Source organism: Zobellia russellii (genome assembly GCF_018728565.1).
In the GTDB taxonomy this organism is placed as follows: Bacteria; Bacteroidota; Bacteroidia; order Flavobacteriales; family Flavobacteriaceae; genus Zobellia; species Zobellia russellii.
This window is the reverse complement of sequence record NZ_JACSOI010000001.1, coordinates 1,046,443-1,060,470: the sequence shown is the minus strand read 5'-3', so window position 1 is coordinate 1,060,470 and position 14,028 is coordinate 1,046,443. Positions and strand designations below refer to the sequence as shown.

The window sequence follows — 14,028 nt, the reverse complement described above, 5'->3', positions numbered from 1 at the left end:
TCCTATTCTGGTTTCTTAATATTGCTGTTAGATGAGGCACTATTGCTTACTTCCGAACCTTTCATTACATCATGGGAAGTTCCGTTTAACGGCAGCCCAGGCTGCTCCGCCATATGTGCTTCTTCCTTCTGCTCCTTTATAGCACGTTCTACCTCTTCCTTAGTGATATCATCACCGGTTTTCAACCATTTTGTAGTTACTTTAATACGGTTACTGAACGCTAAGAACAGCGGCAATAATAACAAGGTCAGAACAGTGGCAAAAGCAATACCATAGGCAATGGATATAGCCATGGGCTTTAAAAACTGGGCTTGCCTACTGCGCTCCAACAAAAGCGGAGCCAGACCTGCAATAGTAGTTATCGACGTCAAAAATATAGCCCTAAAACGTGAGCGGCCCGCCTCAAAAATGGCATCGTCAAATTTCATTCCACCACGCAAATTGCCATTAAACTTACTTATGAGTACCAAACCATCATTCACCATAATGCCTATTAAGGCGATAATACCCAATAACGATAGAATATTGACCGGAAAGTCATGAATCCAATGCCCCCATGCTACTGCAGTTAAACTAAACGGTACCAGCAAAATAAGTAACAACGGCTGACTGAAACTTCTAAACGTAAACGCTATAGTGATGTATATTAACAATAAAACCGATAGACCCACCACAGTTATGGAATCGGACATTTTTTTGGCCTCCCTGTTCTGACCTTCGTACGATGCCGTTACCGTTGGATATCTGGACTGTATTTCCGGCATTACGGTGGTACGGATTTCGTTCATGATATCCGTGGCACTTGTTGTTTTTTCATTTTTAATGTCCGCCGAAACCTGAATTTCCCGTTGTCCTTCCAAGTGGTTTATGGCCACGTCTCCCCTTTCAATGATATAGGTTGCTATTTCCTTTAACGGAACTTTATTTCCGTTTGGAGTGGTGATTCGCATTTCATCCAAATCCGTAATGGAAGAGCGGTTCTCCCTATCGTAACGTACCCAAACCTTAATTTCATCTTGCCCTCTTTGAAAACGTTGCGCTTGAGACCCAAAAAAGCCCGCACGTACCTGATTCATTACCGTACGCAAGTCAAGCCCCAATAAATACGCATTCTCTTTAAGTTCAAGTCTTATTTCCTTTATACCTGCGGGGTCATTATCCGCAACATCTTTTAGCAGGGCATTGTTTTCCAGCACGGCCTTTAGCTCTTTTTTGGCAGCCTTTAGTTCGGTGATATTATTCCCCAAAAGCGAAACCGATACCGGATTACCGCCAAAGTTTCCTCCTGAGCCATAAATAAGGCTTTCAACCCCTAATACAGGCCCCATTAACTCCTGCAATCTATTGGTTACCATATCCGAACTAATGGCATCCGGACGTTCCTCACCTGGTAAAAGGTTAATATCCAAAGAAGCGGCAGAGGTACCCGGACCAATTCTCTTAATTGTATTTTCAAAAAGGACTTTATCCGTTCCCTTTAAGTACTTCTCAGTTAGCTCCTGGTTTACAATTTTAGACTTCTCCTCTATCAAAGAAATAATAGAATCCGTGATTTTTTCATTGGTTCCGTTGGGCATCAATAAATCTACGGAAACCCTGTCACTGGCAACTCTTGGGAAAAAGGCCGTTCTAACGATTCCGCCACCCACAGACCCCAATGTAAGTATCAAAGCCATAACAAAGAATGCGAACATCAGTACTTTATAGCGCAGACCAAAACGTAAAGCAGGGCTGTAAATCTTATCGCGCATCCAAACCATGAAACGGTCTCCCATTTCATTAATGACCCTTAATTTGGCAAAAGCTCTCCCTATTGCCGTTTTTGGTTTCTTTTCTATGACCGTAAGTGCTTTTGAATGGGCCAAATGCGCAGGAAGAATTATTAGGGCCTCTACCAAGGAGACTACCAAGGTGAGGATTACGATTACGGATACCTCACTAAAGAATTCACCTATTCTACCATCTAAAAATAGGAAGATAGAAAAGGCCAATATGGTAGTGATAATTGCCGAAATAATGGGTGGTATTACCTCCATGGTACCATCAATAGCGGCTTGTATTGGACTTTTTCCTTTTTCGTAATGCTGATAAATGTTTTCCGCAATCACGATTCCGTCATCTACCAGAATACCGATTACGATAATCATACCAAAAAGCGATAACACGTTAATGGTAACATCAAAATATCCTGCAAATACGAACATTCCCAAAAAGGAGATAGGTAGACCGAATGCCACCCAAAAAGCCAAACGTGTATTTAAGAACAACGAGAGGAATATGAGTACCAAGATCATACCCACAATAGCATTCTCCGTCAACAACTCCGTACGTTGGTTCAAGGTAATACTACGATCACTGACCACGCTTAACTTTATGTTGTTGTGCTTTTGGTTAAAGTCCTCTATATATTCCTTTACCTTTTCGGCAGAACCCAAAAGGTCTTCTGTATTGGTACTCGTGATGGAAGCACTAACGGAAAGGTTCCCATCAAAATAAGAAGCATTGGGCGATTCTTCAAAACGGTCACGAATGATGGCCACATCTTTTAACCGCACCGCACTACCCGAAGCATCCGCACGGATAATCATATTAGACAGCTCATCTCCGTAATAAGACCTATTGTTGGCCCTGATCAAATATTCTTCGGAGTCGGTTTTAATATTACCTCCAGTAACCAAAATATTGGCATTGGCCACCGCCTGAGATACTTCATTAAAAGATATATTGTAAGCCAACAAACTATTTTCGTTTACGGCTATCTCTATTTCCTCCAATGGATAACCACTCATCTCTATTTGAGAAATGCCATCTATGGTACGTAGTTCGTTCTCTACCTGTCTCCCTACTTGTTTTAAAGTAGCCAACGGAATCTGTTCCCCACTTATGGCAAACGTTATGGTCTCTCTAACGGCTTCTAGTTTGGAGACAATTAAAGGCTCCATTCCGGTAGGAAAAGAGGGCACCCTATCTACGGCATTCTTTACCTCCAATAGCATGAAATCTATATCGCGCCCTTTTTCGATTTCCACATTAATAACTCCACTGTTCTCCCTTGCGGTGGAGGTAACCCGGTCTACACCTTCAAGACCTTTTAAGTTATCTTCTATCTTAAGAACAATACCCTCTTCTACCTCTTGCGGTGAAGCGCCGGGATAGGTTATGTTTATTGATATATTCTTAGAATCCGAAAGCGGAAAATAGCTGGATTTTAACGAAAGAGCGCCGGCAATACCAAACACCATAAACGCCAGTACAAAGACATCTACGGCAACGTGATACTTTATGAAATAAGAGATTATGTTTCTCATTAGTCTTGGGTTTTTGTGTTACTCTCGTCAAAAACCTTAACTAGCATACCGGCATAAGCTCCTACTACCGGTTTTGAAACAATGGTTAATCCATCAGGTACATTTTTTAGGACCACCTTTCTATCGGAAAAATATACCGGCTTTACATCAACCACATCTAAAATGGTGTCTCGTACCACAAAAATTTGGTCATTTTCAAGTAAAAGCCCCCTGTCTATTTCAATAGCATTTTCCTCCTGTCTGGCATCTAGATTGGCCTCCAAGTACATTCCTTCCCTAAGATTTTCATCTTTAACATCTATATAGGCCCTTATGGTCTGTGATGCCAAATCTACACTCCCGTTAATACGGGCAACTTTTCCTGTATACGTTTTAGTTCCATTAAGATTGATAAGCTCTACGCTTTCGCCCACTTTTAAAAGATCACTATAGTCCTTGCCAATCGCGACCTCCAACTCATACACGTCTGTATTAATGAATTCTCCCAATTTTTGACCGGACCTTACCAAAGTTCCCTCTGTAACCAAAGCCTCGGTTAGGATACCACTAAACGGAGCCGAAATTCGATACTTAGAAAGACGTTGCTCTAAATTCTTTACATTATAGTAATTGGTAAGAATACCACGACCGGAAATAAAATACTTCTCCTTTTCATCTGTCATTTCAGGTAAAGCAGGAGTCGTGTTCCCCATATTAAAATCGCTGAGATATTTTTGCCATTTAGGGAATATCTCAGGATAATCCAACCTTAAATCCGGCATTATGGAAGTAATTAGATTGTAAAGGTTGCTTTTTGCCGATTGTACACTTGCCGAATATTCCGCAGCATCTATACGGATAATGGTTTCACCGGCCCGGTAGGTCTGTCCCGCTTTAAAAAGCTTGTTCCCTTTTCTAAACACTCCCTGCACCTCTGAGTAGAGTTCTACCCTTTGTTTAGCGCTTAAATTACCATTTGCAGGAATTACTATGGGGATACTTCCGTTTTTAACCGTATCTACAAAGACAGTCTTAATTACTTTTTCAGGTTTTGGTCTAGGGGTTCTTTTACTGTTTACAATTGATATTGCTGCGTAAACCGAAACAATAATCAGCAAAACACCTAGTACGGTCAAGAGGATCTTTCGTGTATTCATAAGTTAGTTGGGCTATATAACCAGATGGTTGGACTACAAAGCTATCTAATAGTTTAAGGGAGCTTTGTTAAATGTATCTTAAATGTATTTTTTTTGAAATACCCGAAAAAAAAGGGACGCATAACTGCGTCCCTTTAACCAAACTAACTAATAAATTATGGAAATCTATTTTCTATTCTTCGTCTTCAAACTTTGTATCGGCCATTCTAGTTCTGCCGTATTCAACATTTTTGAAATCGATTTTATCATCTTCCTTATCATAATCAAAAACCAAGAACTGCTTTTCATCCATTGAATGAAGGCTTTTGAACGAATCAAATTTGTTATTCTGAAGCTGTAACACCTCTAAGCTAGCCAATTGACCAAACTCTTCCGGAAGCTCACCTCCCAATTGGTTATTCGCCAAAACAAGTTCCTTAAGCTTTGTAAGTCCACCTATTTCCGAAGGAATACTTCCTTCCAACGTATTTTCAAAAAGACCCAAACTTTCCAATTGGGCCAATCCGCCAACAGATTTAGGTATATTTCCTTTTAGACTATTACTGGACAGGTTTAAAATTTTCAGATTTTTTATTTCCCCAATACTTTCAGGAATGCTTCCGGTTATAAAGTTGTTGAAAGCCGTTAGCTCCATTAAACTTCTCATTCTACCCAATTCCAAAGGAAGTTCTCCTTTAATACGGTTCATTTCTATCTTCAGCACGCGTAGTCTCGTAAGTTGTGCAATCTCTTTAGGAAGCTCTCCTGTAATGCCGTTAAACGCCAAGTTTAAAGATTCCAGTTTTTCCAAGTCACCAATACTACTTGGAATAACCCCTTGAAGGTTGTTATTAAAAAGATTGATTTCTACAACGTGGTTGTTTCTGACCGTTACACCTTGCCATGTAGAGATTTCTGCATTCAGGTTCCATTTTCTTTGCCATTCATCACCCTTCATTGCGTTGTACAACTCAATGAGCGATTCTTTTTCTTTCTTCGGAACGTCGGCCATAACCGTATGCACCGTAATGCACAAAAGCACTAAGTAACTTAATAGACTTTTCATACGAATACTATTTTTTTTGGTTGACAGTAAGGTTGGGCGTAATTCAAAGCGAATTACCCTACAAAAATAAGCCTTAATGTGGATGAAAAACAAAAATTATCGTTTAACGGCCCTATAATGTTGTGAAAGCCAGATATTTTGTTGTGAGCACTTTGTTCAAATGGTCAATTACGGCAGCTCACTAGTAATTTTCTAGCTCTAAGGTAATTTCTTCCCACTTGGTCATCATTTGTTCCAACTGCTTTTTCTTCTTTTGATAGCCGTCAAAAAAATTGGGAACAGCAATAGTCTTGTCGTAATCCATTAACAATTTATGGTCTATCTCGCCTATCTCCTTTTCCAGTCTTGCAATGTCCGACTCCACTGAGCTAAGTCGGTTTTTAAGTGATTTTATTTTTTTCTGTTCCTTAAAGTCGGTCGCACTAGATTTTGGCGTGTCGCTTTTTTTTTGAACGTCCTGTTTTTTTTCTATCGCCCTAAAATCTTCAACCTTACGCTGATCAAGATAGTAATCTATATCGCCTAAATACTCTTTAATTTTCTTGTCCTTAAACTCATACACCTTATTGGTCAGCCCTTGTAGAAAATCCCTATCGTGAGAAACAAGAACCAGGGTTCCGTCAAAATTCTGCAAGGCCTGTTTTAAAACGTTCTTAGATTGAATATCCAAGTGGTTGGTAGGTTCATCCATTACCAACACGTTAAAAGGCTGCAAAAGCATCTTGGCCAAGGCCAAACGGTTTCGCTCTCCACCGGAAAGCACTTTTACGTATTTTTCCACCTCATCTCCCTTGAATAAAAATGAGCCCAGAATATCTCTTACCTTACTTCTATTCTTTTCGTTGGCCGCATCTATCATGGTATCTAATATGGTTTTGTTACCATCTAAGTATTCGGCCTGGTTTTGGGCAAAATATCCAATTTGTACGTTATGCCCCAACTTTAATTTGCCTTCGTAGTCCAAATCACCCACCATTATCTTGGCCAATGTAGATTTTCCTTGACCGTTCTGACCCACAAAGGCCGTTTTACTATCGCGCTCCAAAAGTAGATTTATACCAGAAAGTACATCTTTCTCCCCGTAGCTTTTGGAAAGTTCCTCTATTTCCGCAATAACCTTACCCGGAGTTATGGAGACCGGAAAACGGAGGTTCATTACGGCATTATCATCCTGATCTACTTCAATACGCTCCATTTTATCCAATTTCTTGATCAACGACTGTGCCATTGAAGCCTTGGAGCTTTTGGCTCGGAACTTCTCGATCAAGCGTTCTGCTTGCTGAATTTCCTTTTCCTGATTCTTTAGGGCGTTCATCTGCTGTTCCTTTATTTCGCCTCTAAGCAAAAGAAACTGGGAATAGGGCTTTCCGTAGTCATAAATACGGCCCAAGGAGATTTCTATGGTACGGTTGGTAACGTTATCCAAAAACATTTTATCGTGAGAAACAATAACAACAGCGCCCGCGTACCCTTTCAAAAATTGCTCCAACCAGATAATAGACTCAATATCCAAGTGGTTGGTGGGCTCATCCAGAAGTAACACATCATTGCTCTGGAGCAAGAGTTTTGCCAATTCTATCCGCATTCTCCATCCGCCGGAAAACGTGTCGGTTTTCTTATCAAAATCCTCTCGTTTAAAACCAAGGCCCAATAGTATTTTTTCGGTTTCGCCTTGGTAATTATACCCACCTAATATTTCATAGCGATGGGTAAGATCGCTCAAGTCTACCATAAGTTGATGATAGATTTCACTCTCATAATCCGTTCGCTCTGCTAGTTGGTGGTTAATTTCATCCAACTTAAGCTCCAATGCCTTTATTTCTTCAAAAGCCTGATAGGACTCTTCCAAAACGGTACGCCCCAAAACAAAATCTATATCCTGACGAAGAAAACCAATCTTAATATTTTTCTCCATGGCGATAGTACCCGAATCAATAGGCATATCTTTGGACAACATTTTTAAAAGTGTTGATTTACCCGCTCCGTTCTTACCGATCAGACCCACACGATCACCACCATTTAAACGAAAGGATATTTCCTCAAAAAGATATTCTCCGCCAAAAGAAACGGAAAGGTTATGGATATTCAACATACTTTAAAAATTCTAGATTCAGACAGGCATCATGCCCATAAGGTGGTTTAATTATTTTTGAAAAAACATTACTATTTGTAATGATAGTTACATTGAAAGAAAAGCCAAAGTTGTACTTTTATTCAAAGTTTTGCAAATGTTAAAAAAAGGAAACAAACTATACAGCATTTTAACAGGAAGTTGTCCCAAATGCCACGAAGAGAGCATGTATGAAGATAAAAACCCGTATCATCTGGGCAAAATCTTTGATATGCACGAACGTTGCTCTACCTGTGGCACCAAGTACAAGATTGAACCTTCTTTCTTTTATGGCGCCATGTATGTAAGTTATGCCGTTGGAATTGCTTTTGCCGTAGCAGCATTTGTCATCAGCTTTTTGTTCATTGGCGCAACTTTGACTACTTCATTTATTGCCATTGTTGCCACCATGATAATTTTCATGCCACTAATTATTAGATTGTCCCGAAACATTTGGATCAATTTCTTTATCCACTTTGATTCTGAAGCAGGCACAAAATTCAGGAAAAAGACTGCTGAAAGTATTTCTGAGTAAAACGTGCAATGTCCAATTCCGAATCTAACTCCTGACCGTCTTCTGCGAACATGTACAGTTGTTTTGCAGCAGACGGGCCTATAAGAACCCCCCTTGAACCAAATCCGTTAAGGATATGCAAGCTTTTAAACTTAGGGTGCCTACCTACCAGCGGTTTTCTATCTACCACGGTCGGTCTTACCCCAGCTACTTGGTCTACCACTTTAAAACCGCACTTAAGCACCGTTCTTAATTTAGCCAATAGTCCTTCTCTGGCACTTTCTGTTGGCAGATTGGTTTTGTCATGGCGTTCGTAATTAGCACCTACCCTATAGATATTATTCCCTTGGGGAATAATGAACACCGAAGACTTTATGGCTTTATCCTCTTTTAGATCGGGAGCTTCAATAAATACGTACTCCCCTTTGGAACCTTGCAAAGGCAAATAATTAAAAAACGGATTTTCCTTTAACCCAAAACCTTCTGCAAACACAATTTTCCGGGCAGAAAGAGCGTCGTATTCTATTGTATCATCAGAATACTGCAAACGGTTGTAATTAAAGGTTTCTTCAATCACTAAGTCTTTCTCCTGGAGGTATTTCTTGTACGAAGAGACTAATTTTTCTGTATCTATTCTTCCTGTATGGCGTACTTCCCCATAACCGAACGGAGCATCTATATGAACATTGGTATTTGCATGAACAGATGTATTCAAAAACTTATCCAATCCTTTTTTATCGGAAGCTTCAAACCACAAGTTTTGTTCTTCAACAGAATGAAACCTTCTGTATACCGACAGCTCATAATTTAACTTAACTCCTAACTTGCGTTCCAAATGCGCATAAAAAGCCGATGCTGTTTTCATCTGTTCCTCTGCCTGCCACGCCAACGTAAACCGTTTTAGAATAACTGGGTTATATAGGCCTCCGGCCACTACCGAAGAGGTCTGGGAACTATCTGCAATCACCCTAAAGGTTTTGTTATTCTTCTCTAGCTGCTCACAGAATGAAATACCTGCTAGGCCAAGCCCTACAATTAAATAATCTATCATACGCCAAAGGTAGAAAATTGGCAATCAAAAAAAGCGCCCCGACAAAAACTGTCAGGGCGCTCAATACTATTTGAATTGGAATATTCTTGGCTCTAGTAAGCCCACATATCTTGCTCTCTATCTCTAATGACCTCTTGGATTCTACCTGCTTCCAACAACTGGAACAGAGCATTATCTGTAATGTAATCATTTACTTTACGGTCACCATGAACATTGTCTTCTCTATAGATTACACCATTAAACCTTCTTGCGTTCAACAACATATCAAAAGAGATAGGTTGTGCAGAGTTTCTTTGGTTAAAGACTTTGGCCTCGTGCAAGATGTTTCGTGCATCTGGATACCATACCCAGAATAACTCAACCTTTGCATCACTTGGATCCATAGAGTCATCATCTATAAAGTTAACGTCAGGAGCTACCGGGGCAATACCTAACAAACGATACTTTAATTCGCCTTGACGCTTATCAAAATACCACATTCCTTTTATACGGTATTCCTCAATATCGGCCGCAGTTAGGTTTCTTCTCATCACATACTCAGGAGAAAGTTCTTCGCCTGCATTGATCTGTTCGTAACCATAATCAGTAGTATCTACTTTTTGCAACGTACTTTGAAGGTCGCTAAACTTACGCTTATCCGTAAAATAAGAATCTGCATAAACATCTTTTAGCTTACCGTTCTTGATATTTTTCAAAAGAACATCGTATAACGATCTTCTATCATTTCCTATATCAATGGTATCTGTAGGATAATATAAAGGGAAGTTTACCCTTTCATCAAGATCAATAACTTCCCAAACGGTCTTAGACCAAAGAATGTCACGATCATCTACATACCCATACTCAAGGGGAGCATCATTGTCCAAAGCTTTTTGAGCTTCGGTCTTAATGCCTATTTCCTCAGGCTTTTTGGCGTTCAAGATGTTCGCCTGGGCCATCATGGAAACTGGCAACAATGTTACTGCACCAATTACTAAAGCATTTTTCCAATTCATGTTTGTAAAATTTTAAATTACCGAGCGATCAAAAGACCGCCCGGTTTTACTAGTTGTTATTAGTTTGTGATCTCCACTACAACCGGAGATACCTTCTTCAATTTATAACTCTTGTTATTTGTAATGTAAGCTTGGATATCAAATATCTGAACAGCATCACCTCTTTTAGCTCTCTTAAGGGCAGATTTGGCGTTAGCGTTCAATTTGCTTCCGTTAACACTTACGGTAGGCTGACCAGGAACTTTGAACTTAAATCCGCTTACAGCAAGGTTCAAGTCAAAATCAAAATCTTCCAACATTGCTCCAATAGTAGCAATTTCCATGTTAGCTCTAGGCATTTTAGCACTACCTGTTTGCTTACTTACAGAACCCGCAGGTCTTGGAATATCCTTAATTCTAAACTCAGATTTAGAAGATACGGTCTGACCATCAGGTAATTTACCAGAAGCTGTAATAGTAACTGTTCTACCTGTTCCAGGATTCATAATATACTTGCTACCGTTAACAGATTTTAAACCTGGAGCAGAAGCATTTACTTTGTTATTAGGTATGCCTGGGATAGATATAGACATTGGGTTAGCAACGCCACGGTAAACAACATTCATCTTATCAGCCGCAATTAAAGCAGCGTTAGGCTTGCTAATTGTAGCAAAGCTGTTCTTTACAGGTACAGGAATCTCCTCTCCATCTTGCTTAAAGTACAATGTACCTTCTACAGTGTGATCACCGGCAGAACCTGCTCCGATCAACATCTTAACACCACCAGCCTCTAGTTTATAGTCAGTACCTTCAGAAAGTTTTCTTCCGTCTAACGTTAACTCAGCTTTTACAGGAGTAGAAGAGTTATCAGTTTTACTAATGATAATCTTACCGTCATACTTCTCACCGGAGTAAAAAGCAGATTTACTAGCCTGTAATGATGTTGCAAAATTCTTAAGCGATACTTGGCTTGTTAACTCACCTTCCAACATTCTTTTAAGAGCGTCTTCTTCTGTAGCTTTAACATCTGCCTGAAGAGCAGTAATCTTGGCCAAAGAAGCTACTAAAGGATATCCTTCGTAGTGGTAGTTGATCCAATCTTGCTTAGAACCGTCTCTTTTAGTTTCTTTACCGTTCTCATCTCCAGTCTGGAAGCGAGCGTTTACAGATTCTTTCAAATCTTTTGGTACGATAGCCGATACTTGTGTACGGTAGTCATTAATTCTACTCATGAATTCCTTTCCACCTTCCGATAGATTGTCTCCTTGAAAGAATTTTTGATCCAAGAAATCAGAATTATCCATTCTTGCATAGTCCTTGGCATCTTCCAAACCTTCTGTCATGCCTTGCTTAAGGCCTTCTAGATAGTCATAATACTCCTGTGACATCTGCTTGATTTTCTGTGCATCTTTATAAAGCTTTCCGTATTTCTCAGAATCTTCGGAAGCTTTAGTCTCTAGACCACTCAAGAAAGCTAGGTTACTTTCTGTAGTCTTCGCGTTAGAAGCTTCCATCTTTTCGTTCATAATACCGAAAGCTGCAAGTACTTCTTTACTCATGTTTAACGCCAGCATAGCGATGAAGATCAAATACATAAGATTGATCATCTTCTGACGTGGTGTTGCTTTTCCTCCTGCCATGTTTTTTTAATTAGATTTGATTAATTATTTGATTTGGGGTTAACTAATCTCTAATTAGTTTCTGTTCATAGCGGTTAACATACCACCGTATACTCCGTTCAATGAAGAAAGGTTAGTTGCCAAAGATTCCATTTGGTCTTTAAGAGCAGATGCATTCTGTACAACTTCTTCATTAACTGAAGCTTGTTTGCTAGCACTCTCTAATTGTACTTTGTATAAGCTGTTCAACGACTCCATTTGAGCGGCAGCCTGAACCATTTCATCAGAATACTTTCTTGTAGACTCCATAGCGTCAACAGTTGGGGCAATACCCTTAGCTGCACCTTCAAAGTTACGGATGCTAGTTCCAAGGCTTTCCATTAGGTTAGCGTCAACTCCTGCTTCTTTCAATAATTCGTCTAATTTACCAGATAACGAAGCTTCTGCTTCTTTGATTTCTTGAGCTTCGTTGCTTCTTGCAACTCCTGTTGAAGCACCACCGGCCAATTCTGGGTATACTAAAGACCAATCGTATTCATCATCTACTGGTTCAAATGCACTGATCGCAAAAATAAGTGCTTCTGTAATAAGACCTATTGCTAAAAGAAGACCACCTGTTAAAGGTCCGAACTCCCAGTGAAGAATCTTGAACAACGCACCGATAATTACTACAGATGCTCCAAGGCCGTAGGCCATGTTGAATAATTTCTTTGTTGATTTTGACTGTGCCATAATTTAAGGTTTAATTTGAAAATTAATGTTAATAAAAGATTTGGTTTACTGTTTGATTTGTTTATCGTCTTCCTCTATGGCTAGAAGAATCAGATGGTGTATTTGTATTTGTGTATTTGAAAATAACTATAATCCTAATATTACTTTTTTATTGTGTTGAATCTTCTTCTCCCATATAATCCTGTACGGTTCTAAAGCCGATGTAACTACGAGCAGAATCTGCATACTCATAATCTCTGGTGCTTACCTGTAGGAAATAAGCAACGTCTTTCCAAGAACCTCCACGAATTACTTTTCTTGCATTTGCCCCATCGCCACCGTTAGGGTTCATTGTAGAAACAAATTCGTAAGAATTAGGGTCATAGCTAGAGTTGGTCCATTCAGACACGTTACCGGCCATGTTGTAAAGATTAAAATCATTTGGCTCATATGATTTTGCTTCTACAGTGTATAAAGCTGCATCTGCGGCATAATCACCTCTTTGTGGTTTAAAGTTTGCCATAAAGCAACCTGTATCACTAATTACATAAGGTCCGCCCCATGGATAAGTTCCTCCTTCAATACCACCTCTGGCAGCATATTCCCATTCAGCTTCAGTAGGTAACCTGAATTGGTTTACAAATTGCTTGCCTTTACTTTTCTGATCATCATTCTTAAACTTGGTTCTCCAGTTACAGAAAGCTCTTGCCTGTGCCCAAGAAACACCAACTACAGGGTATTCACTATAGGCATCGTGCCAGAAATAATCATTATGCATTGGTTCGTTGTACGAATATTCAAAATCACGGATCCAAACGGTAGTGTCAGGATAGATTTCAAGTTCTTCTTGACGGATAAAATCTTTTCTGCTTCCGGTTCTAGAACGAGCTGCAGCTTCAATATCCATCCAGCTATACTTGTACTTCAATTTTGTAACATCAATAGTACGCTGACCGTTATAAGACTCCTCTTCAGGAATATACAAAGAATCCATTACCTCTGTATAATACTCATCTGGATACTCAGAGATATCCCAAATAAGGTCTTGGTCCTTGTTCAAGGCACGGCCTTCAAAACCAGTTTCGCCCATACCGGCATAATTATCCAGCATGTACTTGTCATAAGCAGATAGTTTAGTGGTATCTGCGTCTTTAAACGCATACTCACCAATACCTTCATCCTCAGGCCCTAGACCCAATTCATCTGCCAATACGGCTAAACGTGTTCTGGTAATGGAATCCTGTACCCATTCTACAAACTGGCGATACTCGCTATTCGTAATCTCGGTGTCATCCATATAGAACGATCTGACCGTCACGGTCTTTGTTGGTGCGTTCAGAACTTTAGCCTGGTCCTCTTCGGATTTACCCATGATATAAGAACCTCGTGGAATGAGCTCCATCCCATAAGGTTTCTCAGGATACCACTTCTTTCCTTGGGCCCCGACTAGCTCTCCCTTTGTCTTTGATCCGCAACTGCTGAGCAAAAAAACAAACGCTATAGATGATAACAATAGCTTTTTCATACTTTAGGTTAAATTTCGATTCTGGTTATAAACTG

General features: G+C 39.8%; 10 protein-coding genes. 1 reads left to right on the top strand and 9 read right to left on the bottom strand.

What is annotated here, in order from left to right; translation table 11 throughout:
- Positions 1–2: 2 nt before the first annotated feature.
- From H9565_RS04400 to H9565_RS04385, 4 genes are all read right to left on the bottom strand, one after another.
- Positions 3–3,308 (bottom strand): efflux RND transporter permease subunit, encoded by a 3,306-nt coding sequence (locus H9565_RS04400; RefSeq protein WP_215437968.1) that lies wholly within the window; start codon positions 3,306–3,308, stop codon positions 3–5.
- Entirely contained in the window at positions 3,308–4,444 is a 1,137-nt protein-coding gene (locus tag H9565_RS04395; RefSeq protein WP_215437967.1) for an efflux RND transporter periplasmic adaptor subunit, read from the bottom strand. Before H9565_RS04395 ends, H9565_RS04400 begins: the two co-directional genes overlap by 1 nt.
- A gap of 172 nt (positions 4,445–4,616) precedes the next feature.
- Positions 4,617–5,489 carry a leucine-rich repeat domain-containing protein gene (locus tag H9565_RS04390; protein ID WP_215437965.1) on the bottom strand — a complete coding sequence of 291 codons (873 nt, stop codon included), beginning with the start codon at positions 5,487–5,489 and terminating at the stop codon, positions 4,617–4,619.
- A 181-nt stretch (positions 5,490–5,670) separates the two neighbouring features.
- Positions 5,671–7,581 carry an ABC-F family ATP-binding cassette domain-containing protein gene (locus H9565_RS04385; RefSeq protein ID WP_215437963.1) on the bottom strand — a complete coding sequence of 637 codons (1,911 nt, stop codon included), beginning with the start codon at positions 7,579–7,581 and terminating at the stop codon, positions 5,671–5,673.
- A gap of 136 nt (positions 7,582–7,717) precedes the next feature.
- On the opposite strand from H9565_RS04385, the gene H9565_RS04380 reads away from it, so the two are divergent.
- Positions 7,718–8,134, top strand: coding sequence for a DUF983 domain-containing protein (locus H9565_RS04380; RefSeq protein ID WP_215437960.1), 417 nt, complete (start codon positions 7,718–7,720; stop codon positions 8,132–8,134).
- Here the strand turns inward: H9565_RS04380 and H9565_RS04375 are convergent.
- The 5 genes from H9565_RS04375 to porK form a co-directional block, all read right to left on the bottom strand.
- On the bottom strand, positions 8,100–9,164 hold the full coding sequence (locus H9565_RS04375; RefSeq protein ID WP_215437957.1) for an NAD(P)/FAD-dependent oxidoreductase: 1,065 nt from the start codon (positions 9,162–9,164) through the stop codon (positions 8,100–8,102). The genes H9565_RS04380 and H9565_RS04375 overlap by 35 nt on opposite strands.
- 92 nt (positions 9,165–9,256) lie before the next feature.
- Positions 9,257–10,159, bottom strand: coding sequence for a type IX secretion system ring subunit PorN/GldN (porN, locus tag H9565_RS04370; RefSeq protein ID WP_215437954.1), 903 nt, complete (start codon positions 10,157–10,159; stop codon positions 9,257–9,259).
- A gap of 59 nt (positions 10,160–10,218) precedes the next feature.
- Positions 10,219–11,778 carry a type IX secretion system motor protein PorM/GldM gene (porM, locus tag H9565_RS04365; protein WP_215437951.1) on the bottom strand — a complete coding sequence of 520 codons (1,560 nt, stop codon included), beginning with the start codon at positions 11,776–11,778 and terminating at the stop codon, positions 10,219–10,221.
- A gap of 54 nt (positions 11,779–11,832) precedes the next feature.
- The gene (porL, locus tag H9565_RS04360; RefSeq protein ID WP_215437948.1) at positions 11,833–12,489 is read right to left on the bottom strand and encodes a type IX secretion system motor protein PorL/GldL; all 657 of its coding nucleotides are present in this window, start codon (positions 12,487–12,489) and stop codon (positions 11,833–11,835) included.
- A gap of 148 nt (positions 12,490–12,637) precedes the next feature.
- The gene (porK, locus tag H9565_RS04355; protein ID WP_215437945.1) at positions 12,638–13,993 is read right to left on the bottom strand and encodes a T9SS ring complex lipoprotein PorK/GldK; all 1,356 of its coding nucleotides are present in this window, start codon (positions 13,991–13,993) and stop codon (positions 12,638–12,640) included.
- Between the last annotated feature and the right edge of the window lie 35 nt (positions 13,994–14,028).